The organism is Nostoc sp. (genome assembly GCF_036916575.1).
GTDB lineage: Bacteria > Cyanobacteriota > Cyanobacteriia > Cyanobacteriales > Nostocaceae > Nostoc.
In genome coordinates, this window is record NZ_JBALGC010000104.1 from 239,626 (window position 1) to 265,776 (window position 26,151).

Annotated in this window: 26 protein-coding genes; 17 read left to right on the plus strand and 9 right to left on the minus strand. The window is 41.3% G+C overall.

The genetic code is table 11. The annotated features are described in order from the left end of the window. Window positions 1-9: 9 nt before the first annotated feature. The 10 genes from V7L29_RS22545 (at window position 10) to V7L29_RS22590 (ending at window position 10,190) form a co-directional block, all read left to right on the plus strand. Window positions 10-381, plus strand: coding sequence for a hypothetical protein (locus V7L29_RS22545; protein WP_190729596.1), 372 nt, complete (start codon window positions 10-12; stop codon window positions 379-381). Further along, window positions 335-3,082, plus strand: a complete 2,748-nt coding sequence (locus tag V7L29_RS22550; RefSeq protein WP_334736856.1) for a hypothetical protein — start codon at window positions 335-337, stop codon at window positions 3,080-3,082. Before V7L29_RS22545 ends, V7L29_RS22550 begins: the two co-directional genes overlap by 47 nt. A gap of 110 nt (window positions 3,083-3,192) precedes the next feature. Beyond that, window positions 3,193-4,047: a hypothetical protein gene (locus tag V7L29_RS22555; RefSeq protein ID WP_334736857.1), complete on the plus strand. Its 855-nt coding sequence runs from the start codon at window positions 3,193-3,195 to the stop codon at window positions 4,045-4,047. A gap of 146 nt (window positions 4,048-4,193) precedes the next feature. Then, window positions 4,194-5,261: a hypothetical protein gene (locus V7L29_RS22560; protein ID WP_334736858.1), complete on the plus strand. Its 1,068-nt coding sequence runs from the start codon at window positions 4,194-4,196 to the stop codon at window positions 5,259-5,261. 112 nt (window positions 5,262-5,373) lie between these two features. Then, window positions 5,374-6,201, plus strand: coding sequence for a hypothetical protein (locus tag V7L29_RS22565; protein WP_334690372.1), 828 nt, complete (start codon window positions 5,374-5,376; stop codon window positions 6,199-6,201). 47 nt (window positions 6,202-6,248) lie between these two features. Continuing rightward, window positions 6,249-6,953, plus strand: coding sequence for a hypothetical protein (locus V7L29_RS22570; RefSeq protein WP_334736859.1), 705 nt, complete (start codon window positions 6,249-6,251; stop codon window positions 6,951-6,953). Beyond that, entirely contained in the window at window positions 6,950-8,581 is a 1,632-nt protein-coding gene (locus tag V7L29_RS22575) for a hypothetical protein (RefSeq protein ID WP_334736860.1), read from the plus strand. Before V7L29_RS22570 ends, V7L29_RS22575 begins: the two co-directional genes overlap by 4 nt. A gap of 124 nt (window positions 8,582-8,705) precedes the next feature. Beyond that, on the plus strand, window positions 8,706-9,278 hold the full coding sequence (locus V7L29_RS22580; protein WP_334690375.1) for a hypothetical protein: 573 nt from the start codon (window positions 8,706-8,708) through the stop codon (window positions 9,276-9,278). Between the two features lie 351 nt (window positions 9,279-9,629). Beyond that, on the plus strand, window positions 9,630-9,869 hold the full coding sequence (locus tag V7L29_RS22585) for a hypothetical protein (RefSeq protein ID WP_334690376.1): 240 nt from the start codon (window positions 9,630-9,632) through the stop codon (window positions 9,867-9,869). A gap of 63 nt (window positions 9,870-9,932) precedes the next feature. Then, entirely contained in the window at window positions 9,933-10,190 is a 258-nt protein-coding gene (locus V7L29_RS22590; protein ID WP_334690377.1) for a hypothetical protein, read from the plus strand. A 306-nt stretch (window positions 10,191-10,496) separates the two neighbouring features. On the opposite strand, the gene plsY is transcribed toward V7L29_RS22590, so the two are convergent. Both plsY and V7L29_RS22600 read right to left on the minus strand, forming a co-directional pair. Beyond that, a complete protein-coding gene (gene plsY / locus V7L29_RS22595) occupies window positions 10,497-11,174 on the minus strand; it encodes a glycerol-3-phosphate 1-O-acyltransferase PlsY (RefSeq protein ID WP_334690378.1) in 678 nt (225 codons plus the stop codon). Between the two features lie 86 nt (window positions 11,175-11,260). After that, window positions 11,261-12,535, minus strand: coding sequence for a DUF3086 domain-containing protein (locus V7L29_RS22600; RefSeq protein WP_334690379.1), 1,275 nt, complete (start codon window positions 12,533-12,535; stop codon window positions 11,261-11,263). Window positions 12,536-12,589: 54 nt separating this feature from the next. Between V7L29_RS22600 and V7L29_RS22605 the strand changes: the two genes are divergently transcribed. After that, window positions 12,590-12,823 (plus strand): hypothetical protein, encoded by a 234-nt coding sequence (locus V7L29_RS22605; RefSeq protein WP_334736861.1) that lies wholly within the window; start codon window positions 12,590-12,592, stop codon window positions 12,821-12,823. Window positions 12,824-12,825: 2 nt separating this feature from the next. Here the strand turns inward: V7L29_RS22605 and V7L29_RS22610 are convergent, their stop codons facing one another. Both V7L29_RS22610 and V7L29_RS22615 read right to left on the minus strand, forming a co-directional pair. Then, the gene (locus V7L29_RS22610; RefSeq protein ID WP_334690381.1) at window positions 12,826-13,212 is read right to left on the minus strand and encodes a DUF3119 family protein; all 387 of its coding nucleotides are present in this window, start codon (window positions 13,210-13,212) and stop codon (window positions 12,826-12,828) included. 99 nt (window positions 13,213-13,311) lie between these two features. Then, a complete protein-coding gene (locus V7L29_RS22615) occupies window positions 13,312-14,106 on the minus strand; it encodes an MlaE family lipid ABC transporter permease subunit (protein ID WP_334690382.1) in 795 nt (264 codons plus the stop codon). 711 nt (window positions 14,107-14,817) lie between these two features. Here V7L29_RS22615 and V7L29_RS22620 point away from each other — a divergent pair. The 3 genes from V7L29_RS22620 (at window position 14,818) to aroH (ending at window position 17,001) form a co-directional block, all read left to right on the plus strand. Next, the gene (locus V7L29_RS22620) at window positions 14,818-15,114 is read left to right on the plus strand and encodes a hypothetical protein (protein ID WP_334690383.1); all 297 of its coding nucleotides are present in this window, start codon (window positions 14,818-14,820) and stop codon (window positions 15,112-15,114) included. Between the two features lie 534 nt (window positions 15,115-15,648). Continuing rightward, on the plus strand, window positions 15,649-16,470 hold the full coding sequence (sppA, locus tag V7L29_RS22625; RefSeq protein ID WP_334690384.1) for a signal peptide peptidase SppA: 822 nt from the start codon (window positions 15,649-15,651) through the stop codon (window positions 16,468-16,470). Window positions 16,471-16,587: 117 nt separating this feature from the next. Beyond that, entirely contained in the window at window positions 16,588-17,001 is a 414-nt protein-coding gene (gene aroH / locus V7L29_RS22630) for a chorismate mutase (RefSeq protein WP_334690385.1), read from the plus strand. Window positions 17,002-17,308: 307 nt separating this feature from the next. Here the strand turns inward: aroH and V7L29_RS22635 are convergent, their stop codons facing one another. Beyond that, the gene (locus V7L29_RS22635) at window positions 17,309-17,551 is read right to left on the minus strand and encodes a papain fold toxin domain-containing protein (protein ID WP_334690386.1); all 243 of its coding nucleotides are present in this window, start codon (window positions 17,549-17,551) and stop codon (window positions 17,309-17,311) included. 29 nt (window positions 17,552-17,580) lie between these two features. On the opposite strand from V7L29_RS22635, the gene V7L29_RS22640 reads away from it, so the two are divergent. Further along, complete coding sequence (locus V7L29_RS22640) at window positions 17,581-17,805, plus strand: DUF433 domain-containing protein (protein ID WP_292705834.1); 225 nt, start codon at window positions 17,581-17,583, stop codon at window positions 17,803-17,805. After that, window positions 17,789-18,022, plus strand: coding sequence for a hypothetical protein (locus tag V7L29_RS22645; RefSeq protein WP_334736862.1), 234 nt, complete (start codon window positions 17,789-17,791; stop codon window positions 18,020-18,022). Before V7L29_RS22640 ends, V7L29_RS22645 begins: the two co-directional genes overlap by 17 nt. A gap of 111 nt (window positions 18,023-18,133) precedes the next feature. Here V7L29_RS22645 and crtR read toward each other — a convergent pair whose 3' ends face one another. Further along, complete coding sequence (gene crtR / locus V7L29_RS22650; RefSeq protein WP_334690388.1) at window positions 18,134-19,024, minus strand: beta-carotene hydroxylase; 891 nt, start codon at window positions 19,022-19,024, stop codon at window positions 18,134-18,136. 382 nt (window positions 19,025-19,406) lie between these two features. Here crtR and pyk point away from each other — a divergent pair, with 382 nt between their 5' ends. Continuing rightward, a complete protein-coding gene (gene pyk / locus V7L29_RS22655) occupies window positions 19,407-21,176 on the plus strand; it encodes a pyruvate kinase (RefSeq protein ID WP_334690389.1) in 1,770 nt (589 codons plus the stop codon). Between the two features lie 101 nt (window positions 21,177-21,277). On the opposite strand, the gene V7L29_RS22660 is transcribed toward pyk, so the two are convergent. From V7L29_RS22660 to V7L29_RS22670, 3 genes are all read right to left on the minus strand, one after another. Continuing rightward, the gene (locus V7L29_RS22660; protein ID WP_334736863.1) at window positions 21,278-23,059 is read right to left on the minus strand and encodes a M61 family metallopeptidase; all 1,782 of its coding nucleotides are present in this window, start codon (window positions 23,057-23,059) and stop codon (window positions 21,278-21,280) included. Between the two features lie 161 nt (window positions 23,060-23,220). Continuing rightward, window positions 23,221-24,786, minus strand: a complete 1,566-nt coding sequence (locus tag V7L29_RS22665) for a DNA-directed RNA polymerase subunit alpha C-terminal domain-containing protein (protein WP_334736864.1) — start codon at window positions 24,784-24,786, stop codon at window positions 23,221-23,223. A gap of 319 nt (window positions 24,787-25,105) precedes the next feature. Beyond that, window positions 25,106-25,789 (minus strand): Crp/Fnr family transcriptional regulator, encoded by a 684-nt coding sequence (locus V7L29_RS22670; RefSeq protein ID WP_334736865.1) that lies wholly within the window; start codon window positions 25,787-25,789, stop codon window positions 25,106-25,108. Window positions 25,790-26,151 lie beyond the last annotated feature (362 nt).

Below are 26,151 nucleotides of genomic sequence, written 5' to 3' on the forward strand. Positions count from 1 at the left end.
ATATTTCAAATGTCTCAAGAGCGGGAACAAGAATTTCGTCCAGTCAATCAGGTTCTGGGAAGCCAACCTTCATTAGGACCAATTCCTGCCGATCAAATTCTTCCTTGGACGGTAATTGCCTTAGCCTCCTATTTTATTATCAATGGAATTTTTGGGGGTATTTTCCAAGAAGAGTTTCAGAAATGGTTGTGGACAATCCTAATGACTGGTTGGGGAATCGGAACTTGGTGGATTTTAACTGGTGGTAGGAGTTGGAGTTTTTTAAGTAAATTTATTGGTGTTCCCGCTTGGACAAGAGGCTTTGCTCGTTATCAAAGCTTATTGGAAGTTAACCATGAAGCAAAAAATCGGAAAACAAAGCGTCGGCGTCGCCGGAAATGAAAGTAGATTAACACCATTTGAAGATGCCTTACACTTGGCGACAATGCTACGTGTTGCAATGAATGGACGTGATATTGGCGCTTACCTTTTAACAAAAGGCACTCAAAAAGATAGATTCTGCTTTGTTTTTGGTTTTGACTGTAAGGGAATTCATACCACCTTAAGGCCCGAACAAATCGATACACTTTTTAATAACATTGAAGCCGGATTGAAAGACATCCCTAGCGGTGAAAGAATAACACTGCATTTGGGATCTTTTAGTTCAGACAAAGAGCGCCAAAAAGAATTAGCATCACTAATTAGAAATGCGCCATCACGAGATATCAAATATTTGTTGATGGCGGAAAGAGCTAGAGTCAAAGAGCTGACTATTTCTGGTGTTCGTAAGCCAAAGTTTTTGCGGATTTATGTCACCTACACCATTGAATCTAACTCGCACCATGCGGATGATTGGATAGAGAAGCTTTTAGTCAAAGCTGAATCATGGTGGATGAAATTCAAAGGTGATCTCTCAGAAGTAGAACACCAGCGCATTGAAACCCTGGTAACAAATGCTTACAAACAGGGTTTTCTGCGCTGGGAACAAATTTTATCTAACCAAATGGGATTGGATGTCAAACCTTTGAAAGCTGATGAACTCTGGGAGGGCATCTGGAAAAGGTTTAATGATACCCAGCCAATACCGATTCCCCAGTTGATGACTTTAGATGAACAAGGACTACACGAGCAAGTTAATTCAGATTTAGCTAGTACTAAATTGCTTATAGACAATATCCACGGCACAACTTTGCTGATGGAGTCTAGCGTACCTTGTGCCGATCGCCGCTGGGTTAATGTTAACAATCGTTATATTGGCACGCTGTCATTTCTGGAAAAACCCGGAGGTTGGGTCAATAAATCTGCCCAACTGCGCTATTTATGGGAACTCTTGGCCAGAGAAACAGTAGTAGATACAGAGATTTTTTGTGAGTTGACTGCGGCAAATCCAGCATTGGTGAAAACTACTTTGCAACGAGTGCTGAAACAGTCAAACATGACGACAATCATGGCTCAAGAAAAAAGTAAAACTATTGATGTCAACGCTCAATTAAAGTTGAAGAAATCGGTAGCAGCACAAGAACAATTATTTGAAGGTGCAATCCCGATTTATACGAGTATCGCTATTTTGGTACATCGTCCAACTGTCGAGAAATTAGATGAGGCAACAAGATACATTGAAAACTGTTTTCAACGTCCAGCAAGGGTAATTAGGGAAACTGAGTACGCCTGGAAAGTTTGGCTGCAAACTCTACCGATAGTTTGGGAGGGTTTGTTAGCAACACCATTTAACCGTCGCCAGCTATATTTAACAAGTGAAGTTCCCGGATTAATGCCTTTAGTTTTAACTAAACGGGGTGATAAACAAGGCTTTGAGTTGATTGCTGAAGAAGGCGGAACACCCGTACATTTAGATTTGTTTAATCAACACAAAAATTTAGCTCTGTTTGCCACAACTCGTGCTGGTAAATCGGTGTTGGTATCAGGGATTTTAACTCAGGCTTTGGCGCATGGCATTCCTGTAGTGGCGTTAGATTTCCCCAAACCTGATGGTACATCAACTTTCACTGACTACACAGAGTTTATGGAGGGGAATGGAGCCTATTTTGATATCTCTAAACAATCGAATAACTTATTTGAACAGCCAGACTTACGATCGCTAGAACCAGAACAACAGCGTGATCGCTTTAACGATTATACCGCCTTCCTAGAATCAGCTTTAATGACAATGGTTTTAGGATCATCTACTGAAAGTCAAATTTTATCGCAAACCGTGCGATCGCTGCTCAACTTAGCATTAGAAGCCTTCTTTGCTGATGAGGGCATAAAAGAGCGATATCGACAGGCGATGGCGGGGGGATTTGGCACTCAGGCTTGGCTGAAAACTCCTACCTTAAAAGATTTTCTGTTTTTCTGTTCATCAGAACACTTGCAGCTAAATTCTTTAACTGGCAGAGTAGAAGACGCCCTCAGTCAAATTCAGCTGCGCTTGCGGTTTTGGCTTTCTAGTCGTGTGGGACAAGCCATTTCTGCACCATCCAGCTTTCCTACCGATGCACAACTTCTAGTTTTTGCTCTCAGAAACCTATCAGATAGTGAAGATGCAGCCGTACTATCTTTGAGTGCCTATTCAGCAGCATTACGACGCGCATTAAGTAGTCCAGCTTCCATATTCTTCATTGATGAAGCGCCAATTTTATTTGAATTCGAGCAAATTTCTGACTTAGTTGGCAGAATTTGTGCTAACGGTGCTAAAGCCGGGATCAGAGTCATCTTATCAGGACAAGATCCTGATACTATTGCCAAATCTAAAGCTGCATCTAAAATTTTGCAAAACCTGACAACACGATTGATTGGACGCATTCAACCAGTTGCAGTGGATAGTTTTGCAGACATCTTGAAGTATCCCCGCGAAGTTATTTCTCGTAATGCTTCAGAAAGCTTTTTTCCCCGCAAAGAAGGCGTTTATAGTCAATGGCTGTTAGATGATAACGGTATTTATACATTCTGCCGTTACTATCCAGGTTACGAACAATTGGCAGCAGTTGCAAATAACCCTTCTGAACAAACTGCACGGAGCAAAATGATGCAAATTCATAGCAATAAGTATGAAGCAATTTCTGCATTTGCACGTCAGTTAGTGGCTACTCTACGTAGTAGTTAATCGGGTTCTGTAAGCAGTTAACAGTGAGTCAAAAAGTTATAAATCATAGTGAAAAAGCTAAATTTCTACCTCACTACATAATATCGTCTACCTTTTTTAAGCACAGATGTATGAGAAAAACTACCATTTTTACTTTTACCTTGCTATCTTTGGCAATCCTACCAGCAATGGCACAAATTAATACGGCAGATTTAGGCCAGGTTTGGACTGATTTTCAATCATATTCTACAGATTTTCAAGATTACCTTAAAAATAATTTGAGCGACAACTTAAATCCTGTAGAACTACAGAGTCAAAATGCTCTTATTAATAGTACCAAGGGAGAATTGAGTATACCTAACCCCGTCGATGCAGGAAAACAGGTTCGTGATAATTTGATTAACTACTCTTATAGAGAAGACTCTAGATCAAACCGCTTTGAGAATAATTCAGTAGTGCGGGGAAATTCAGTTAGTAATGAACTCAATCGTGTAATTACCCGTGGAGTAGCAGCAGGTGTTCTGGGTAAAAATGGACAAATTCGGACAAAAGCTAAGTTAGAAAATACAGAGAAAAGTCTGGAAGATATTGCAGGATTGGCACAGGAAACAGAGGGTAGCAATAATACATTTCTCACTCAAATTCAAACCAATATTAATAAAGTTAAGGCTGCCGATCCAACAGTAAATGCTATTTCCGGTTTAGCAGAATTGCTAGGTGCTAATCAAGTGCAAATTCTGAAAATTCAACAGGAGCAAGTAAAAATTGTAGCTGCAACATTTGCTGAGTCATTACAAAATAATCAGTTTTTGCAATACTCTAACTTAAATTTAGCAAACATTTCTCAGCAGGCAGAAGAGGCAAATCGTGCTCGGAGAGTAGAAACATCTACAGAAGCTGCGCGACTTTTACGGGCTACTTCTCAACTAGATTTGTTTCGGAGTCCCAGTAAAAAAGAAGTTGATAAGTCGGATTTGAGGATATAAAAACTCTAATCTTCCATACAATTAATTTTCAAAATCCTTAAACTTCTTACAAATTAACAGCAAATCTAAAAAACAGTTTGGTAGAGTGCGTTACGCTGTCGCTAACTCACCCTACTAAATCTAAAAAAACAGCCCATCAACTCAAAATGCAACTTGCTATTCAACTAATTTTTGCCCAAGTAGGTGCCCAAGTAGGCATTGATGAGGTTCTCAATAATGGTGCCGCAACTTCTCTAAGTATTGCCGATGGTTGGAATCAACAATGGCTGAATTTATTACAAAACAACACTAACACTACTACTAGCTTGTATGGAGCGCTAACAAATCTGGGTATTTTTTTTGCAGTAGGAACTCTGTTGTTTTTTATGATACAATTCCTCAGAGACTTAATATCCTACGAATATAGTCGTCCAATATCAGCTTTAATCTGGCCTTTTGTGGTAGTGATTCTCTTAAGTAATTCAGGCAAGGGAAGTATCCTTTCTAATCTAACACTAGGATTACGGGGTCTTTTAAACACTGTGAATCAGCAAGTAGTGGTATCAGCAGATGCAGGTAGAATGTACCAACAAGCACTGAATATGAGTATTGCAGAAGAAGTAACTGGTTCTTTTCTGCGTCCTTGCCAATCGCTAACTGGTGAACAACAAAGTCAATGCTTTGTCCAAGCTGCCGATAAAGTCAATGTTCTCTTGCAGAAATATAGAAATACATACGGAAAGAAAATTTGGATAAATAGGCTACAAACGAAGTTAGATAATATTAGATATAACAAAGGCTTTGTATCAGAAACCTCATTTAATTCTTTGTTAGGTTCTACAGTCCAAACAAGCATCAAAAACTTTTTAGTTTCCTTGCAATATGCCTTCCAGAATTTGATAGAAGCTACCATGTTGCTAATAGCACTTTTAGGGCCAATAGCTGTAGGTGGGTCTTTACTACCTGTAGGTGGTAAACCAATTTTTGCATGGCTAACTGGATTTTTATCTATTGGAATCGCCAAGATTTCATTTAATATTATTGCTGTACTGACTGCCGCAGTTATTGTAAATGGGCCAGGTCAAAATACTACTGCTGATCCAGACTTAATGTGGTTCATAATTTTTCTGGGAATTTTAGCACCAATTTTATCCTTACTTGTGGCTGCTGCTGGCGGTTTTGCAGTCTTCAGCGGTATTAGCAATACAGCTTCTTTAGTAAGGGAGAGGATATAAATTCAAATTCAAAATTCAAAATGAATAAAATTTTGACAAGTGTTCGGAACTGCTAACTATATGCAAAACATCATATATAATAGCTGAGTTTTTTTCAGAAGAAGGTGAGTAAATGGTGCGTTTACTGGAAAAAAGACAAAGAACGGCAAGTGTTTTGACAATTTTTGCGATCGCAACCTTCAGTTTACATATATTAGTTTTATTTTTATTTTTATTACAAGGGCTAAATATTCGCCAACTCAGTCTGAGAAAAGCTCCCAACTTTGTGCAATTAATAGACGGTAAACCAGTAGGTAATATCGATGATTTAGCAAGAGAACCAGAAGCAATTCGCCAATTCATCAGCAAAACGATGATATCAATGTTTAGCTGGTCTGGAACCTTACCACCACAAAATATCGAAGAAGTTGCAAATCCCAAACCAGATTTAGGAGTTCTTATTCAAACACCTCAAGGGAGTAGCCAAAAAGTTAGTACCAGCAGTTGGATAGCTAGTTTTGCCTTATCCGAAGACTTTCGCAAAGGTTTCTTAAGCACAGTTGCAGAAATGACACCGCCAGAAGTTTTCTCTGAAAATCCCAGCCTAGCTATGACATCACAATTAGTTATTAAGCGGGTTTATCCGCCAAAACAAATTGCACCAGGTAAGTGGCGAGTGGGTATGGTAGCAGACTTAATTCAAAAAAACCGAGTTGGTGGTGCAAGACTCATAACTCCTTTTAACAAAGATTTACTTGTACGTGCAGCAGATTATTTTGGTAATCCTCAAGGCGACAACGGCACAGACTTGCAAAAAGCAATTTATAGTGTCCGCGCTGATAGATTAGAAATTTATGAAGTTCGTAACTTATGTTTGCTAGATGGCAACAATGGCCTTAATCAAAATAGATTAACACAATGCGGGGCAGGACAAACATCTGATAGCTTTATCAGACAATAGATTTCTCATTCACTGGCTCATAATTCAATTTAGATAATCAATTATTAATGCAAATACTCAAACCAGAAAATAGGAAAAATAACCCATTGCCACTGTTGGCAGTAGGAACATTTGGTTTACATGTATTTACCCTGCTTTTATTAATATTTAACGGGTCAATGTTACAGCAGTTAGGTCGTCAACTCACACCTCAAAGTTTAGTGCAGCTTGTTGATGGTCGCACTATAACGGTAGACCCCCAACCAAATTTAGAGCGACAGCCAGAGGCTATTCGGCGCTTTGTGGGTGAAACTATGAGCTTAATGCTTACCTGGTCAGATCAACAGCCGCCAACACAAGTCTGGGAAATTACCTCCCAACTGGTAGCTGATAATTTTAAACAAAAACTTAAGTCAGAAATTACCAATTTAAATCCAGATAGCCAATTTGAAAATGTTAATAGAGGAGCAGAGAATGTATTAGTAATCCAAAAAATCTCTCAACCTACAGAAATAGGTAATGGACAGTGGAAAGTGGAGATGTTTGCTAATCAATTAGTGTTTAGCGGTTATGATAGGTTGGGAAAATCAACTTCCTTTAATAAACAAGTTTTAGTTAGAGCAATAGATGAACCCGCAACTTCCCTACCAAATGCAGCACTACCATTGCAGTTCGCAGCTTACCGCCTTGGTGAAGCCAGACTAGAAATTTATAATATATGTGAAATCCAAGATAAAAATTGTTCTGTAAATCCCAACCAAGCTTTACCATGACTAAATACTCAACTCCTGCGGAAACACCTGCTCAAAATGGATTTACTCTAACCACCGATGCTTACCAACAAGATGTAGAATCTTTTGATTGGGAATCGCGGATGTCAAGGTTAGTCGGTTTTGAAGAAGAATCTTCTCCCGATACCCAAGAATCAGAAGACTCTGCAACTCCACAAGAATCGCTTTCTCAACCACAAGAAGTTCAGACTAAGCAACCCCTCTCATCTAATCCCTTTGCAAAGTTAGGCTTGGTAGGGGCTGCTACCTTAGCGATAGTTTTGGTGGGTGGTGTGTTTTTGTCCCAGTTGATGAGTAGCAGTCAAAAGCCAAAACCTATTGTTTCCCCACCAGTGCGTCAGCAGCCAACTGATGAATCTACCTCTCAACAGCTAGCAGGCGAAGTAGATACTCTAAAAACAAAATTAGCCCTGACTGAACAAGCAGAGATGGTGAAAGCCGCTCAACAACAGCTTAGAACCGCCAAATCAACGCCGACAGTAGTCTTAAAAGAACCGTCAGTATCTTCTAGAGGTACACAAAGAGTGATCCCAACACCCCCACCACCAACACCTTACGTACCCCGAACAGTGACAGTTGAGCGCATCGTTAAAGTACCTGCTTCTCAACCTGTGCGATCGCCCCAACTACCAGTAGTTGTGAAGCCAAACACTCAACCTCAGACTGTAGTCAATATAAATCCACCATCTCCACCAAGCCCATTGCAAGAGTGGAGAAGGTTAGCAAAGTTAGGTAGCTATGGTCAAGTAGATGCTACGAATCAATCCAATAACATAGCAGCAGCTCCTGAACCTGCAAACAATCCGCAGCCGCAGCAACAACAGACACCACAACCGGAAACTTCTGCTCCTGAGGTGAGCCAAGCGCAACCTGTGGGACAGAAATCTTTAGCAATAGGGACTAGTGCTAAAGCTGTGTTAGCAACAGCGATATTTGGGGAAACTACTACTAAATCAGGCGGTGGTGATGAAGCAGGCGGAGCGAAAAACGTATTTGTGATCAAATCGCAAGAAGCACTTAAATCTAAGGATGGTAGTACCGTCATACCTGCAAACACCGAATTCCTAGCTGAAATTAGTTCCATTAACGAACAAGGTCTTATGCAGATGAACGTAACTAAGCTTATCTCGCAAAATAATGGCAACCCTACCGAACAAAGCTTACCCAGCAATGCAATTATTATTCGCGGTACTCAAGGTAAACCTTTAGTAGCAAAGAAATATCCCGGTTCAAGTTCGTCCATAGCATCAATGGATGCAGGACTATTCGTTTTAGGAGGTATTGGTAAAGCAGCAGAGTTAGTAAATCGCCCTGATACCAAAGTTCTGCCTTTATATGGCGGTAACCTCAACAACATCGACTCTAACGGCAATCCTATCGAGAATGGCAATAACGGTAACAACGGCAACGGCTACATTAGTGGTTATACTACTATCACTGAGAACAGGCGCAATCTCGCAGCTGCGGTTCTGGAAGGTGGTATGAACTCTGTAGTACCCCAAATTGCCCAACGTAATCAACAGGCGATCGCCCAAATGTCGCAACCAACTAATATTTGGTTTATGAAAGCCGGCACAAATGTTGAACTATACGTTAATCAACCAATCTAGTTTTAGGAGATAGGATTTATACCAATTTTAGATTTCTGATTGGGTAATGGTAATTGGTAATTAGTTTTCTTTGTATCTTTTCCATATTATTTTGTTCTATCTACCAATCTTCCCATTTGCAACCATGAAAAATAATCCTAATTTGTCAGGAAATACCCCAGGTAATTCTTATTTCCTACCTATAGCTTCCTTAATTTTCTCGGTTGCTATGTTCTTATTGGTAGGCCGCGCTGGTGCTAATAACGCTGTTTTGCGTTCCATATTTTCCTGTCAAGCACAGGGTTTAGGGGGAGCAATACCTACGATCGACGTTTGGTATCAACAAGGAACAAACTTAAGCTTTATTCCGGCTGGAGAAGTAATTAAAAAAGTTTGGTTAAACGATCCATCACAGGTAACTATAGACTTTGATGGGCCAGTATGTATGCAGTTTGGTCAAGACTCTAATAGTAGTGGAGGAGATTGTAAAAACTCCTCAGCGAATGTAATTCAACTCAGACGAATTCAAAAACTGAATATTCCTGGGCTTCCCCCCACTAGCAATACACTTTTAACAGTTGTTACCGAAGGACAAGGTAGAAATAGGTTGTATACTTTTCGAGTGATATATAAAACAGATAACCCTGAATATCACACTTTAGCAGTTTTTGCCGATCCTTCTGGTCAGGAAGGAGCTTGTGCTAAAGTTCCACAATAAATTTCTAGCAAAAGTACCCGACAGCGAAGACGACTGAAGTTTCCCTCCACAAAAAGCGCTGATGCTTACGTATATCTGCATTGTAGCTTTTCAAGAGCCTTGCTCTAATTCTCTCTTGAGAAAGGAAGGTTAGGGAGGATCTAAGTCTTTGAGCAGTTTTTTCTTTATAGAGTAGGTTAGGATAGGGAGTAGAGAGTGCTATAGTTCAATCAATTGAAAAACCCTATAACTTAACCATATTGGCTTACTCAGGCATTTTCAGCCGACATCTTTATAAATCTTTAGATAAAAAATAACTACAAACTCCAAATCCGTGTAAATATAAAGAAAAGCTTAAGAGGTTACGGACTCATGGTGACTGCTAAAATGATGCAACAGCTCTGGGCTGTAATCGAATCTACCCAGGTCAGCACCCTGCTCCAGTTTGACGATGCTGCTTTAGTACAATTACTCCTCCAGCAGTTAAAAATTAAGCAGGGGATTGATGACCAGGCAGATAGCACCCTCAATAATTATATAAAATCTAAACTGCCCCTGATTCGCGATACAGCTGAAGGTCGATTATCCTTTGGGCAAGGTGGCAATCATTAGTAAGAGAAATCTAATGATTGCTCACTGCCAAGCATACGCTCAGAGTTCAAACAGTGGAATATTATGAATTACTGGCTAGGAATTGCCCTGGTAGCTTATTTAATCGGAGCAGCGATTGAAGGGGTGAGTACAGCCAGTCAGCTATCTCATTCAGTGCCAGAACTAGCTAAAAGTACACAAGCTCATCCTTCAGAGTCTGCCACTGGGCCGAGCTCAAGTTGGCGAGTTGTGGTTGCCATCGCCTCAGTAAGTATCTGTGGAGCTTTTTTGTGGCCTTGCCGCCTTTTCCACCGTTTAATTAAAGGGAACGTTAGTTCATAAGCCTAGTACCGCAAGGCGGAAGTCAAAAGTCACTTGTACTGAGCGTCTTGCCCTGAGTGTTCGCACAGCGTCTCGTAGAAAAGCCGAAGGGAGCCGTAAAGCCTGCGGCATAGCTATGCTTAGGGCGCAGCCCAAGGTAGAGAAGTAAAAGTCACTGATTCAAAAGAATTATATTCCTTGCTCTTACGCCATTTTGTAGACGCAAAGCGGCTTCCCGGAGGGTATGGTAGGTTTATTTACGCGCCCGCTGTACTAGCCCCCACTGAAGCACAGAAGTTAAAAATATATTTATTTACAGTTAGTCAATTATGCAGTTTGTTCTGGTGTCGCTACATTTTGCCCAATTTTTGGCTCCGTTCCCGCAAGTAGTCGCTCAATATTAGTGCGATGGCGCAAAATCACATATAATCCACCGACAATCCCAAACAGAACATAGGGTAACGGTTGATGCCAAAGTACCATGAAAATCGAAACAGCGATCGCACTTGCAATTGAACTCAAAGAGACAATCCGCGATATCGCCACAATGACGGCAAACACACCTGCTGTTGCTAAACCTACCTGCCAACTCATAGCCAACAAAATCCCCAAGCTGATAGCAACAGATTTACCACCAGTAAAACCCAAAAAAATTGATTTACTATGTCCCAGAATGGCAGCTAACCCAACTAAAGTTACTAACCACGGTTGCCACAGTTGTACATCTACTGTTGGGGGGATAAAATTTTGACTAGAGGCAAAATTGAACAGCCAATAAACCAGAGCGATCGCTAATACTCCCTTTAAGGAATCAAATACTAAAACCAATGCTCCTGGCCCTTTCCCCAAGGTTCTTAGTACATTAGTTGCGCCAGTGGAACCTGAACCAACTTCTCGGATATCAATACCCTTTAACTGCTTCACAGCAATGTATCCAGTGGGAAAAGAACCCAGCAGGTAAGCTATGACGACAATTGCCCCACATCCAGTTAACCAAATAGCCATAATAAACAATTTAAAATACAAAATTTAAAAAAGTCAAGAGTAATACCTCTTGACCAATGACTAATGATTAATGACTAATGACTCATTTAAAAGTCATCATCATAGTTTCTCACTATTTTGGGGTCAGGAGCAAAGGCTAACCACAGGGGAAATTGCAGCAGTGACAAACTGATTTGCTCTTCTGAATCATCAATGATAATTAACGGCAGTTGATTGGCTTTCGTCAATCGGTCTGCTTTTTGAGCGACAGCATCAGATGCCTCAAATAATACCACACCTCGGTCTGGCCCGAAATCTGGGCGACCGATTCCTAGACAGTCTTGCAAGCCTCGCCGCCATTCACCTAATCGCTCTGGTGTATTAGCTAAGACCAAAGTACGGACGCGATCGCCATACAGCTTGTGTAATATCGAAATTGCAGCTGAGGCAATTAGGATATTCTGTAAGCGGCTACCCATTGTCCGCAAACCACCCCGTCCCCCTTGGGTAAAAAACCAGTTGGAAACTCGTTCAGCGTGGACTGGTTCAAAGGTACGGCGTAGTTGCCATACCGGACCGTAGTAATCTGGTTTATTGCGGTATTGGTCAATTAGGCGGCGAATTTGCTTTGTAGTATCTTGAAACTGTTGTTGGGCAAATTGGGGTATTCCAGGTTGAGGTTCAACTGGTTTTGCCTCTTTTATAGATGGTTTTTCTCGTTCCACCACACTTGGTGTCAGTTGCAACTGTTCAGCGGCAGCGGCTAAATCCTGTAAGCTACCCGTAAGATAATCTTTAAAACCCTGCACCCGAATTGCCAAGTCTTGGGATGCACCAGCAAAACTGGTTCGCATCTCGTTGCGGATACGTTCTTGACGGCGTTCTAGTTGTTCTACAGAAATTTGCAGGGTTTGTTTGCGTTGTTCTAACTGCACCAGCGACTCTTGCACAAGTTGTCCCAGTGATGTTTGAGTTTCACTCACTTGTGCCTGAAGGTTTTTGTAAGAAGCTTGCAGCTTGGCTATTTCTTCCTTGAGAGCTGCTTCAACGCTTTGCAACTCTGTCACTCGCTGCTCTGCTTGTGCATATAATGAATTATTTCCTGATCCTATTTCTGACCCCAGTGCGAGATTTTCCACTTCTAACTGCGCTACAAACTCGCCATTTGAATTTTCTGCTAGCTCTACTGTAGAATCTACCACTTCTGCATTGGAGATGAGTGGCTCAAAAGTTGTATAGTCTTCTGATGAGCTAATGGCTTCTGTTTCTATCACTGACTCAACAGATGAATTTACTGGATGTTCAATTGCATTGTTCTGTTCTTGTTTTTCTGTCAACTGCTCATCAATTGGTTCTGGGGTTTGAGATGCCTCTGGGTTCATAAACAATAGTGTAATTCCTATGACGCGAATAAATAGCTTTCAGAAATATTACAATTGACCTGCCATAAAAGTCCTGAGTCATGGGTTATTGAAGTTCAGATGCTTGCAGCAAGCCTCCGGGTGACGCTACGCACAGTCGCTAACGCTGTGTTAACAACAGTTCCCTACAGCAGGAAACCCGCCTACAGGACGTTTTACCGCAAAGCGTTTACGGCAAAAGCCGCTGCTCTGACTTCTTGCACTCGTTATGAGTCTAGATCAAAACGACTCAGCACAGATGGCATTTAGCATTAAATACGCGGACAACGTTGTTTTAAGCAAGTTTTCAAGGTGTTGGGGTCAAATAAAATCGGCAAAAAGTGAATACTTTTAATTTCTTTAAAGTAAAACAGGATGGGGACTCCATTCCAAAATATCCGCCAGTTTTGCCATTCCTGGTAGGGAAAGCGCCGAATTAATTTTTCGCCTCTGTAAATATCTAAGTCGGTGGCGGTAAATTGCAAACGCAGCGTTAACGCCTGAAACATGAGAAACAAACCAAACAGTGTGAAAACAAAGCCTACCCACGGTTGTACCAACAGTAGTGGAATAGCGGCAATCACCAACACTATAGGTATATTGTAACTAGGCTTGAGTTCCACAGTTGATGTGGAGTTAGAAGCAAATGAACTGGTCACAGTCTTAAATCCTGCTTTATTTAGTAGGCATCTTTCCTATTTTAGGAGTTAGGAGTGAGGAGTTTTAACTCATAACTCTTAACTCCTAACTCATCACTTTTATAAGCCTAGTAATCCACTGCCAGTCCCCTGAAACATTAACCAAGAAAGAAAGAAATTGCTAATAAATATAATCAGCAAGGCAGTCACAACAGCAGTTGTAGTTGACTGTCCTACACCTTTGGCTCCTCCTGTTGTCGTCAACCCCCAACTGCAACCAATTACGGCGATAAAAATGCCAAAGCAACATGCCTTAATCATGGCGCTAAAAATATCCCAGATCCTAAGAAAGTTACGGGCTGAGTCTAGAAATACCGTATCAGACAGGTTGTAAATATTTGTCGCAACTATTAATCCCCCTAACATCCCTGTTACCAAAGACAGGAGGGTTAAAATTGGTAGCATTAAACAGCAAGCAAGGACGCGGGGGATAACTAGATAATCGATTGGATCTGTTCTTAACATCAACATGGCATCGATTTGTTCTGTGACCCGCATGGTACCGATTTCTGCTGCAAAGGCAGAACCGACTCGCCCCGCTAGAATCACTCCTGTCAACACGGGAGCGAGTTCTCGTGTCATCGCTATGGAAAGCACTCCGCCAATAACGTTTCCTGCGCCAAAGTTGATAAATTCTCGCGCCACTTGAATGGTAAACACCGCGCCAACGGAAATAGCCGTCAATAGGGCAATAAATAGGGAATCTGGCCCAACTGCTGCCATTTGTTCTAAGGTGTTGCGCCGATGGATTTTACCTTTCAATAGGTGAACTAGTACTTGCCCACCCAGAAAAATCGCTGCCAGCAGCCGCTGACTCCATTCTCCTAAACTGGATTTAGATGTAGTCTGGTTCAATGTTCTATAGCTAACTCGGTGACTGCCTTAAGAATAGCGGAAGTCATTGGAAATGGGGAATGGGGAATTGGGCACTTGTACTGAGCGACTTGTGCCGAGCAAAGCCGAGGTAAGCCGTAAAGCCTGCGGCATAGCTACGCTTAGGGCGCAGCCTAAGAAGAGAAGTATTGGGCATGGGGCAGAGGGGAAAGACTTGCTGCAACCTTGCTCCTAATACTGCTCGGTTAAGGAAAGAAGGTAGGTTGAAACCCTTGAAATATCGTTGTCTATAATGCCCAAAAGAGGCTTAACCGAGCAGTAGTGGGTATGCAAAAATATAGATTGTCATTGCAAACGAAGTGTTCGCAATGACAATCTATATTTAATTTTGCATGACTACTTATTGACCTTGCTCCTGTGCTTCCTCATTTCCCCAATGGGCTGAACATTAACTTAGATTAAAGATGCTCTCAGAAAATCAAGCTCTTATTAAACGTGCTGCAAAGCAATAAACAGATGCTAACCTTGGCTATAACCTAGATTTTGCAAGGTTTTTACAGATATAAGTCATTGTTTGATATCCTCAGCATGTGCTGTAACTGGTAGCTGTTTCTTTTAATGAAAACTTAAGATTCTTGACAGATTGTCTGCTCAGGAGCGATCGCACGTATTGTAGAAAATGACAAACCGCTATTGGGCTATTGTCATCTCTACTCACGGAGTTTGTCCTAAATGACTATTTTCACTAACTTTCTCCGCTCCCTACTACTGACGATCATTTTCAGTTTTGTCGCTCCCATGTTCCTTGTTGGCGGCGGATTGCTGCTTCTATCCCTGATCGGTCACTTCCCTGGCTTACAAGAGTTAACTGAGGTGATCGCTACTCAGGTTATGCATTTTCTTGCCACCTTTGGCAGTGGAACTCCCCTACGCGGATTATTTGTAATTAGCTTGACCTGTACTTTCGTCGGGGCACTGTTTGACATGTACGTCTATTATCGGTGTCAAATTTTACGAATAGATTCATAGGTAGTGAAAATAGCTTCGTCAGATGCTCATGGGCTATATAAGAGAGGAAAAAGTGATATTTCCAAAAGTGAAAGTACTACTGGTCTTAATTTTAATAGGGATTAGTGTTGCCGAATGAATTTTTATTAATTAAATTGAGTGCTGAAGTTATTAATTAAATACTTATTATTCATTAGTTATTAATTACTAATGAATATTGCCATGCGCGAACATAGAAACTCCTTTTCAAAAGCTCACAAAGGTAAAATACCAAGGGTTTTGGAATTTTTAATTTCGCAAAATAGCTAAAATCATTTGTACTAAATCATCACGTTGGACGCTAAACTAGAAATTGGCATTTGGTGTTAGCTGCAATCTTTAAGGACTTGATTAGCATTCATTGAGAATATCAAATAAAACTCTCTACAAAATATAAAAATTTCCTTAAAATCCTGATGAGCACAATGCCTGCTCATGTTTCTTAACAGAGCAAAGCAGGTCGTCTGACCGCTGGACATCTTATATTGAGTTTATTACGAGGTATGTTGAGAGCTCATGATTTGGCCGTTTAAGCCTAAGTTTAGAAAACAAATTGCGCGGATTGAAATTACTGGTGCGATCGCCGGTGCTACTCGCAAACGCGTCCTAGAAGCCCTGAAAACTGTAGAGGAAAAAAAGTTTCCGGCATTATTGCTACGTATCGATAGTCCTGGCGGGACAGTCGGAGATTCTCAAGAAATCTACAGCGCCCTGAAGCGTTTGCGCGAAAAAATTAAAATCGTCGCTAGCTTTGGCAATATTTCGGCTTCTGGAGGAGTCTACATCGGCATGGGAGCCGAACACATCGTAGCTAACCCAGGTACGATTACGGGTAGTATTGGTGTGATTCTGCGTGGGAATAACTTGGAACGCTTGCTAGAAAAAATCGGTGTTTCCTTTATGGTAATTAAGTCTGGCCCTTACAAAGACATTTTGGCTTTCGACCGGGAACTGACTCAATCAGAAGCAAACATCTTGCAAGATTTGATTGACACAAGTTATCAGCAGTTTGTCCAAACGGTAGCTGATGGCCGTTCTTTAGCAGTAGAAACTGTGAAAAGTTTCGCCGATGGTCGGATTTTTACTGGACAGCAAGCCCTAGAGTTGGGTGTTGTAGACCGCCTGGGCACAGAAGAAGATGCCCGCCGCTGGACAGCAGAACTGGTTGGTCTTGATCCAGAAAAAACTCTTTGCTATACCCTAGAAGAACGTAAACCCTTATTGAGTCGCCTTCTACCAGGAAGTCGTCAGGTTTCATCAGGAATTGGGGCTGGTATTGATTGGCTCGAATTTGAAATGTCTACCAGTGGTTTACCGTTGTGGTTATATCGACCATAAATGGTTGTTTGTCATTAGTCATTAGTCCTTTGTCCTTTGCCCACAGTCAAATGACCAATGACCAATGACTAATGAGCAGTGACTAATGACTAATGACTAATTAAGGAGGATTTTGGCGTGGAGTGGCAAATGCGGGCTATTCGCGGAGCAACAACCGTTTCAGAAAATACCGTTGAGGCAATGCGAGAGGTGGTGACAGAACTACTAAATGAACTGGAAAACCGGAATCAATTCCAGCCGAGAAACATGATTAGTGTGACTTTCTCAGTCACACGCGATTTGGATGCTATTTTTCCAGCTGCGATCGCCAGAGCGCGTCCTGGTTGGGATAATGTGGCCATGTTGGATGTGCAGCAAATGCACGTCGAAGGTAGCTTACAGCGCTGCATTCGGTTCTTAATCCACGCTTACCTGCCAGCCTCCGCCTCAATTCATCATATTTATTTACGCAACGCCGCTAACTTGCGTCCCGACTGGAGTTTGCCTCAGTCATTACAAACATCACAGCCAGCAGTTAAGTCAAAAGTGTAAAACTATTACATATAATAATTATGCAAAAAACAGGTAAAAAAGTATAAAACAAGCTATTAGTTAGGTGACGCTGCTGCTCAACCTACTACTATTAGCGAGAGAACTTTATTAGCTTTTTGTAGTGATTTTATGTGAATAAGCGATTGCCCTTCAAGTGGTAATTCGCCAAGTTTATTTTCCAGTCTTGCAGCAGGGATTGAACCTAGACCTTGAACATTAGCGACAGAGCCTTGTCGTAAAAACCGTAATGCAGGCTGTTCAACTTCGTATGCACTACCCCGATTTTGCGTAGTTATATCATGTCCGCCTAATTAGTTATATTCCCGCATCTGTGCAAAAGCCTGAAAACTCTTTCTGCCCCAGCAAGAACTGCGCCCTGCTCCCTTGCAGTCTTCCAGTCTACTCTGGAAATGTCTTCGGGGTGGATGTTGTCAAAGATGAGTTTTTGTCCATCAATTTCAACGGCGATCGCTTCATGTCGTCCATTAATGAAAATGTTTTGTCGGAGGCGTTTATGGTAGATTTTCCAAACAGCGAAAGCTACGATCAAAAAGTAGTCTGTGGCTGACAGCTAACTATATGACATCCACATCGCGTGTTGTTCATAGCGATCCCGATATATTAGGGGGAACGCCTGTTTTTGTTGGTACTCGTGTGCCGATAAAAACCTTGCTCGATTATCTAGAAGCAGGTGACTCACTGGATGAGTTTTTAGATCACTTTCCCAGTGTCAGCCGTGAGCAAGCGATCGCTGCTCTCGAATTAGCGAAGGAAATGCTAACCGCCTATGCGAATTCTGCTTGATGAGTGTGTTCCGCGACCCTTAAAACGTGAACTCACTGATTATGAGGTACGCACAGTTGTGCAGATGGGATGGTCAGGCAAAAAGAATGGCGAACTGTTGCAATTGATGATGCAGGAAAGTTTCACAATTCTTCTCACAACAGACCAAAACTTACTTACGATATCAGCAAAACTTGCAACAGACTGGAGTTGCGGTCGTTGTTCTTATAGCATCTAGTAATCGCTTACCTGATTTGCTTGCATTAATACCCAGTGTTCTAGCAACGATCTCTCCGGGTGTGGTTGTTGAAATCAGAGATTTTTGACGCCATCGCTTTATCCAACAACTCTATTCTTTATGGTGATGAAATCGAATTCCTAAAAAGATATCGTAAACAAACTCAAAAAAGTCCTTTTTCTGCAATAATCCTGAAGTTTGATAACACCCTTTTTTATCTAACAGGGGCTTCATCAGATAATAGCTGGGCTGATAATTATACCAAGGAATAGAAGGCCACAGATGATGAATTAAGTGGTAATTCTGTCCCATAATCAAGATATTGAGAATTGGGTTAGGATAAACGCGAGCATTTTTCCAGCGATCGCGCTCCGCAAAAGGACGATGGGGTAAATAGTCAAAAAATAATCCTAATGCTATCCCCACCACGAAAGCCGGTATAAACCAAAAATTGAGAATGTAACCCAAAAAGTTGTATTGCACTGATATATAAACTATTACAACGACAATTAAACGGCTGATGAACCATTCTAATAGCTCATATTTACGCCACAGTCGTCGTTGAAAGAAAAACACCTCGTGGTACAAAAACCGCACTGCAATCAGCCACAGTGGGCCACCAGTAGAGACATAATGATCTGGGTCGTCTTCGGGATGGTTAACATGACCATGATGCTGTAAATGCACCCGCGTAAACACTGGAAAAGCAAAAGCTAGCATCAACGCACTACCATGCCCTAACATCCCATTGATCACCCGGTTGCGATGGGCAGATTGGTGACAGGCGTCGTGAATTACCGTCCCAGCACAATGCAAGGCAATAGTGTTAACGCTAAAGCACAGCCAGTGCGGCCATTCCCAAAACCAGTAACCAAAGTTAGATAACACCAACATTGCCACAGCTACGAAAAACAGTAGTAGCGTGGGATTGAAATCACCAGGAGGCGCTAAAAATTCCTTGGGCGGGATTGTCAGTGGCTTTTGTGCCTCCGATGTGATCATCTCTAAGATTGACTCCTTGTTTATCAAACATTACGAATATACGATAAATATTAAGGAATAATAAAGTTTTGCAAATTTTTGTATAGCAAGATTTATCTACAGCTTTGCATATCAGCAGATGAATAACGCTATGATTCCAGACCAAGACTAGTCTTTACTGATAAGTGGGGTATGACAATTGGCAAAAAGTTTATGGGATAAACTCCTTCGTGGGGAGGATGGATACAAGATTGATGTACTATATCTAGTCTATCCCACAGTTCCCACTCTCCCATAAACCCTCTCTAACTGCTTATATCTATATCTGATATAGCAGTGACTGAAAAGGAGATGCCACTTAAGTTACGATGACTTCCCAGATAGCTCCCTAACTTCAGCCCCTATGCAATTAAGAGATTCTCTGCGCCGGACAAAAATTGTCGCTACTATTGGCCCCGCCACTAGCAGTCCTGGAATGCTCAAGGCAATTATTGAAGCGGGAGCCACGACGCTGCGGCTAAACTTCTCCCACGGAACTCATGCCGACCATCAGCGTAGTATTCGCTTAATTCGGCAAACCGCCTTTGAACTAAATCAGCCAGTGGCTATTCTCCAAGACTTGCAGGGCCCAAAAATTCGCTTGGGGAAGTTTGACAACGGATCTATAGTTGTGGCAAAAGGCGATCGCTTCACCTTGACAAATCGTCCGGTTGTAGGTACACAAGAAATTAGCTGTGTCACCTACGATTATTTAGCCCAAGAAGTCCCGGTTGGCGCAAAAATTCTCCTTGATGATGGACGAGTAGAAATGCTCGTAGAGGAGATTAACCGGGACAAAGGTGATTTGCATTGTCGGATCACCGTGCCTGGTAAACTTTCTAACAATAAAGGCGTAAACTTTCCCGGCGTTTACCTGTCAATTAAGGCAATGACCGACAAAGACCGAGAGGATCTGATGTTTGGTCTAGATCAAGGTGTAGATTGGGTGGCACTTTCCTTTGTCCGCAATCCGCAGGACATGATCGAAATTAAAGAATTAATTTCTAGTACAGGCAAGCAAGTGCCAGTGGTTGCCAAAATTGAAAAGCACGAAGCCATCGAACAAATGGAGGCGGTTCTGGCTTTGTGTGATGGTGTGATGGTTGCCAGAGGCGACTTAGGGGTGGAATTGCCAGCAGAGGATGTCCCAGTACTCCAAAAGCGGCTAATTGCTACAGCAAATCGCTTGGGGATTCCCATCATTACCGCTACTCAGATGTTAGACAGCATGGTGAGCAATCCCCGTCCCACTCGTGCTGAAGTATCGGATGTGGCAAATGCGATTTTAGACGGTACGGACGCGGTGATGCTCTCCAATGAAACCGCTGTGGGTAGCTACCCAGTAGAAGCAGTGGCGACGATGGCGCGGATTGCCGAGCGTATGGAGCAGGAGCAAGCCCAAAACTTAAACTTACGTTCTTTGAGAGATACCCGGCGCTCCATTCCCAATGCGATTAGTCAAGCTGTAGGTCAAATTGCCGAACAACTAGGTGCAGCGGCAATCATGACCCTAACGCAAACCGGGGCAACAGCTCGCAATGTCTCTAAGTTCCGCCCCCAGACACCGATTTTGGCAGTGACACCCCATGTGAATGTGGCGCGGCAGCTACAGATGGTGTGGGGAGTAAAACCCCTGTTAGTGCTAGGATTACCTTCCACTGGTCAGACATTTCAAGCTGCGATCAACGTGGCTCAGGAGCTTAAGTTACTGTCCCAGGGAGATTTAGTAGTGATGACTGCTGGCACACTCCAGGGAATTTCCGGCTCCACAGATTTGATTAAGGTAGAGGTGGTGACGGCAATACTAGGTCACGGAATTGGACTGGGACAAGGTTCAGTGAGTGGTCGCGCCCGGGTGGCTAATACTGGCATGGATGTTAGTAACTTTAATCCCGGAGATATATTGGTTGCACCCCGCACTAGCGCCGATTTTGTCGAGGCAATTCGGAAAGCTGCCGGGATTATTACCGAAGATGAAAGTCTCACCAGTCACGCAGCAGTCATTGGCTTGCGTCTCGGTGTGCCAGTGATTGTCGGCGTGAAGCAGGCAGCGCAGGTGATTCGGGATGGAGCGATTATAACGCTGGATCTGCAACGGGGTTTGATTTACTCTGGGGCAGTGAGAACGCCTTAGGACTGGGGGACAGGGGAAGAAGCAGGGAGCAGGGGGAGCAGGGGGGAAATAACTAATACCCAATGCCCCATGCCCTGTTTGCTCAATGCCCAATGCCTTTATCAAACAGTTGCGATCGCTACTCCAAGCCATCCAGCAAAGTTTTGCTGCTGTGTGGAGTCAGGATGCTCAACAGGTTTTACTTGATATCGAGTGGGACGTGGTGACGCGAGGGTGATGGAATAAGTACGCAGTTCGTCTTGGTGGAAAACTGTGACTTCAATTTTATCGTTTGGTTGGTAATCTTTGAGGCGATCGCCTAAGCCACCCGCCATTACCCTAATCCCATCAATTGCTAGCAACTCATCGCCTGCATCAATTTTCCCTACTTGTGCAGGTGAACCCGCCTCCACAAACTTAATGATCTCCCGCCCATTCTCTGTATTTATTCTCACACCCAGGTAAGGTTCTTCCTGCTGATCAGCTACTAACTGCAAGCCAAAGGGTTGTAAATACTGATTAAAAGGCAAATCCTCAGTACTATCAATGTAGCGTTTAAAGAAATCAGTCAAATTGATTCCGGCGACAGATTCTATAACTTCCTGCAACTGTTCTGGGGTATAGCCAATTTCAGCTTGCCCAAATTGCTGCCACATTTTCAGCATCACGTCATCAAGGGAGCGCTGATTGTGGTGAGTAGAGCGAATCAGTAAATCCAGCAACAACGATACCATTTCTCCTTTTAAATAGTAGGAAATTTGGGAATTACCGCTATTGGCATCCGGGCGATAGAGTTTTATCCAGGCATCAAAACTCGACTCAGAAACGGGTTGTACCTTGCGCCCCGGTGTCGTTTCATATCTAGTAATTTCCTTACCCAAGTTATTCAAATACGACTTAACATCAAAAATTCCTGCCCGCAAAGGAATTAACAAGTCATAGTAACTAGTAGTCCCCTCACAAAACCACAATGATGGTGTGTAGTTTTCCTGGTCGTAATCAAAAACTTCTAATGCTTTTGGGCGAATTCGCTTGACATTCCACAAGTGAAAGAACTCGTGTGCTACCAATTGGATAAAGCGATCATACTTTTCCTGAGCGCGAAACCCAAAACGGTGGTAAATTAAGGAGCAAGAATTTTTATGCTCCAAACCGCCAAAAGCTTGGCTAAATAAATGTAGCAGAAACACGTATCGTTCATAAGGCAAACCGCCGAACATCTGCGCTTCTACCTGGACAATTTTTTGGATATCAGCAATCATCTGCTGGGCTTGAACATTTCCCTGTCCCCAGATTGCCAATTCATGGGGTTTTCCTAATACCTCAAATTTATACAATTGGTGGCTACCAATTTCAAAGGGAGTATCCACTAGGGTATCAAAATCGCTAGCAAAGAAAGCATTCGTTTCCTTAGCAACGGGTGGTAGGGCAGTAGTTACCTGCCATTCCAGGTTTGGTGGTACGATGGTGACGCGAATAGGTTGCTTCTCCCTGCCCGGTATTCTAAAAAATAGTGCCGCACCGTTAAAATAACCGTGGGTGGCATCTAAGTGATTTGTCCGTACCGATAGCTCATTCGCAAAAATGCAGTAACGTACAGTTAATTCTGAAACATCGGTTTTGTCTACCTGCCAGTGATTTTTACTGATCTTCCGCCAAGATAAAGGCTTGTCCTCTGCAAAAGCCCCAAAATCCTGTAAATTCTTAGCGTATTCTCGGACTAAATAGGAACCTGGTGTCCACACTGGCAGTTTTAAATCGAGAATCGGTGAGGGGTAATCCACAAGGCGCAAAGTCACCTCAAACAGATGGGTTTCTGGTTGGGACATTGCCACCAGGTAATGAATCGTTGGCCCAGTTTCCTCGACGTAGGTGTTGGGACAAGTTGCTGTTGCTTCAGTCATCTTGTGTGCTGAGTTAATAGTCAATGGGTAATTTTCCCCATCATGACAAATTTGGCTTTTAATTTTTGACTTTTATTTGCTGCGGTTGGTAGTCATAACCAAGTTTAGTGGAACAAAAGCTGATATCCTATAGTGAATTTGGCTCAATCGTTTGTCCCCAGTCAAAAGGAGCTATTAATCCTAGTACACTGTGGCGAAAGTTCGTATACTTTTAACAAGGGGCTTAAGCTCCTTGTCTGGTTAATTGAGATGGTAGCTGGACTTACACCGTTAATTGTGAAAATTTTGAACCTCCTAAATTCCATAAATATAGTGTTTTCTCGTAAATCCTTTTGGATTACTATATTTACATTATTAGTTAAAGGTAGTTCAATATCAAAAGTTTTACGAAGGCTGTTAACGATATCATCAACATTTTTTGGTTCTAACTTTTTAATTTTTGATAGTTCTTCTCTAGATATTTTAATCAAATCCTTTATTTTATTTATTCCTGCTTTGCGTAACTTATCTCTTGACTTGGAATTTATTATTAATATATCAATATCAAGATTAGCATAATCCTTATAATCTAAGACAAAACTTACCTTTTTATAATTATATTTATACGCTACTTTTATTAGTAAATTATTTTTTAATAATTGCAGGATTTGTTGTTTGAAAAACAGATAAAGACCGGAGTAATCAGGGTAAAGACTGCTAGTATCCTTGTCATATATTAATCTCCAAGTTATAATTATTTCTTGATTGTGAATTATATCAATATTACTAATGTTAGCTATAGTCTTAAAATATTTATAACTTTCTTTTTCCTGTGTACCTACACGCGCTACTATACGCATAGTATATAAATTTATATTAATTTTATCATCAAATCTAAGTTTGAAGGTTGTAAATCTTTTGTATGTAATTATTAAAGCATCATTACTTGTATCAAAATAAGTTTCTATAGACTTTAAAATATGCCTTAACAATTGATTATCTTGTAATTTTGGTTTTGAATAATCTCCAGAAATCACTTTAATCTTTTGACTAAAATATTCAAGATTTGTCAACCAATGAGTTTCTAAAATAATCTCTTTTATTGTCTGAGTTATTTTGGAGTAAGCACTTTTAGAAATTAAAGAATTTACATCAGAAAGCGATGATTCATTATAACACAGGTAAATACTGTAATAAATTAACTGCTCAAGTAATTGTTGACTGCTTAAAATAGATAAATATTCTATTGCTTCACTTGCAATTAAATATTGCAAACCTAAATTCTGATTATAGTTTTTGAAAGCTAGGCTACGGCATTCAGTTATTAAAATTTTATTGTTTTCATAAAAACATTCAGAGCATTTATTAAAAATAACTTTTAACTTGTTGACAGAAATTATATTCTTAACTCTTTGAATATAATCATCAAAATTATTATCTATCTTTTTAATTATATTTATAAAGTATTCTTGAAATATCTTTCGTCTTTGTCCTTTAGATTCTACTGTTAACTCGCTCCAAGAATCGCTAGAACCTCTTACTCGAAGAGGACAATTACTTGCACTTGAGCCAACATCTATAAAATGAGCAAAGTGAGGATTTCTAACGCTTCCTCTTCTTAAATTGACCTCTTCTCCGCAAATGATACAACGCAGTCCTAAACTTACATAAGAATAGTAATTTAAGTCTTCATCAGCAGAAACAATAATCTCACCACCTCGATACATTGCTTTTGCATAAAACATCATGCACCTGTTTATGTTACTTATTGTTCTTTATATAGCTATAAAGGCTTACAATTTAAGTTGTAAGCCAAACGTCTTTGCAGGAAAAAATTTGCCGTGAAAACGTTTAAAATATTGTGAATTACTTTTAAGGTGTTTTCCCCTAATTAATTTGATTAGAAACCATGTTAAAGATAAACAATATCAAGGACTTAGCATCGATTTTATATGTTGCTTTATTTTCAGCAGTGATACTTAAAGGTCACATTTAAATCTAGATTGTTCTAAATTGTTGACCGACTGTTTAAAACCCCGATTTTTTATCGTTGAATAAATAAAGCAATCACACTTTGCCAGCCAAGTTCATCAACTGTTTGAAGTTCACAAGATAAGTGATGTTGTTGGCGCTATCAATCTTTATCCACCCTTTTTCATGCAGCTTTTCCATGATTTTAGTGGTTTCTTCAACGCCGATTTCTGTCACCTCTGCTAAATCTTTAAAGGGAATGTTAAAAATTTCTCTTCCTATATCTGATTCCTGACCATAGCTTTCGCCTAAAGTTACTAGGGTATGGGCGAGTTTGACTGCTGGTGGTGAAGACCGCATTTGTAAGCGCAGGTTAATTTGTCGCAATCGCCGCACCATCAGTTGCAACATGCGGTGATGTAACTGCGGGTCTTTAAACAAGATTTGAATAAAACGCTCTCTGGAGATACTAAGCAACTTCACGGGTGAAAGGGCAATGACATCGGTAGAGCGTGGAGATTCATCCAAAATTGCCATTTCTCCGAAAAAATCGCCACGGCCAAAAATTGCTAGAGCTACTGAATCTTCCCCGACGGTACGCCGGACTTTTACCCAACCAGAAACTACGAAGTAAACGGCGTTACCCCAGGCATCTTCCATCACAACAGCTCGCCCAGATGGGTATTCATGTTCAACTGCAACGTTGAGCAGCCATTCCAAAGTCTGTGGATTGGCTGTACTCATTAAGGGGAAAAGTTCACTAAAAACCTCAGTTAGCATGAAATATTTGCAAAAAATGGATTCAAGAGCAGAAAATTAACTTTGCTACTATAAGTTTGATTAAACCGTAATCTTACTCAGAATATGATCGCAAAATTTGTATTTATTTGAGATGAACCTCTAAAGTTGATCGGTCTAGGGTTCCATTACAACATAACAATTATATGTGCGATCGAAATCAGCGGTTTCACTGACAGACCTATGATTTGCTGTTTGTTGGTAAATTGCTATCCAGTGGCAGTATTTTGATCTGTTGGTCTAAATTTCTCACTAATTGATTCAAAGCTACCATTGCCTCTAATTGCTGAGAGTCAAAGCTAGGATTCAGTAAAAGCCGTTCTTGTAGTTCATGTAACTTGAAG

Excerpts from the sequence above, each read along its gene's own strand:
- V7L29_RS22545 (WP_190729596.1), top strand. The coding sequence starts at position 10 with ATGTCTCAAGAGCGGGAACAAGAATTTCGTCCAGTCAATCAGGTTCTG.
- V7L29_RS22550 (WP_334736856.1), top strand. The coding sequence starts at position 335 with ATGAAGCAAAAAATCGGAAAACAAAGCGTCGGCGTCGCCGGAAATGAA.
- V7L29_RS22555 (WP_334736857.1), top strand. The coding sequence starts at position 3,193 with ATGAGAAAAACTACCATTTTTACTTTTACCTTGCTATCTTTGGCAATC.
- V7L29_RS22560 (WP_334736858.1), top strand. The coding sequence starts at position 4,194 with ATGCAACTTGCTATTCAACTAATTTTTGCCCAAGTAGGTGCCCAAGTA.
- V7L29_RS22565 (WP_334690372.1), top strand. The coding sequence starts at position 5,374 with ATGGTGCGTTTACTGGAAAAAAGACAAAGAACGGCAAGTGTTTTGACA.
- V7L29_RS22570 (WP_334736859.1), top strand. The coding sequence starts at position 6,249 with ATGCAAATACTCAAACCAGAAAATAGGAAAAATAACCCATTGCCACTG.
- V7L29_RS22575 (WP_334736860.1), top strand. The coding sequence starts at position 6,950 with ATGACTAAATACTCAACTCCTGCGGAAACACCTGCTCAAAATGGATTT.
- V7L29_RS22580 (WP_334690375.1), top strand. The coding sequence starts at position 8,706 with ATGAAAAATAATCCTAATTTGTCAGGAAATACCCCAGGTAATTCTTAT.
- V7L29_RS22585 (WP_334690376.1), top strand. The coding sequence starts at position 9,630 with ATGGTGACTGCTAAAATGATGCAACAGCTCTGGGCTGTAATCGAATCT.
- V7L29_RS22590 (WP_334690377.1), top strand. The coding sequence starts at position 9,933 with ATGAATTACTGGCTAGGAATTGCCCTGGTAGCTTATTTAATCGGAGCA.
- plsY (WP_334690378.1), bottom strand. The coding sequence starts at position 11,174 with ATGGCTATTTGGTTAACTGGATGTGGGGCAATTGTCGTCATAGCTTAC.
- V7L29_RS22600 (WP_334690379.1), bottom strand. The coding sequence starts at position 12,535 with ATGAACCCAGAGGCATCTCAAACCCCAGAACCAATTGATGAGCAGTTG.
- V7L29_RS22620 (WP_334690383.1), top strand. The coding sequence starts at position 14,818 with ATGACTATTTTCACTAACTTTCTCCGCTCCCTACTACTGACGATCATT.
- sppA (WP_334690384.1), top strand. The coding sequence starts at position 15,649 with ATGATTTGGCCGTTTAAGCCTAAGTTTAGAAAACAAATTGCGCGGATT.
- V7L29_RS22640 (WP_292705834.1), top strand. The coding sequence starts at position 17,581 with ATGACATCCACATCGCGTGTTGTTCATAGCGATCCCGATATATTAGGG.
- V7L29_RS22645 (WP_334736862.1), top strand. The coding sequence starts at position 17,789 with ATGCGAATTCTGCTTGATGAGTGTGTTCCGCGACCCTTAAAACGTGAA.
- crtR (WP_334690388.1), bottom strand. The coding sequence starts at position 19,024 with ATGATCACATCGGAGGCACAAAAGCCACTGACAATCCCGCCCAAGGAA.
- pyk (WP_334690389.1), top strand. The coding sequence starts at position 19,407 with ATGCAATTAAGAGATTCTCTGCGCCGGACAAAAATTGTCGCTACTATT.
- V7L29_RS22660 (WP_334736863.1), bottom strand. The coding sequence starts at position 23,059 with ATGACTGAAGCAACAGCAACTTGTCCCAACACCTACGTCGAGGAAACT.
- V7L29_RS22665 (WP_334736864.1), bottom strand. The coding sequence starts at position 24,786 with ATGATGTTTTATGCAAAAGCAATGTATCGAGGTGGTGAGATTATTGTT.
- V7L29_RS22670 (WP_334736865.1), bottom strand. The coding sequence starts at position 25,789 with ATGCTAACTGAGGTTTTTAGTGAACTTTTCCCCTTAATGAGTACAGCC.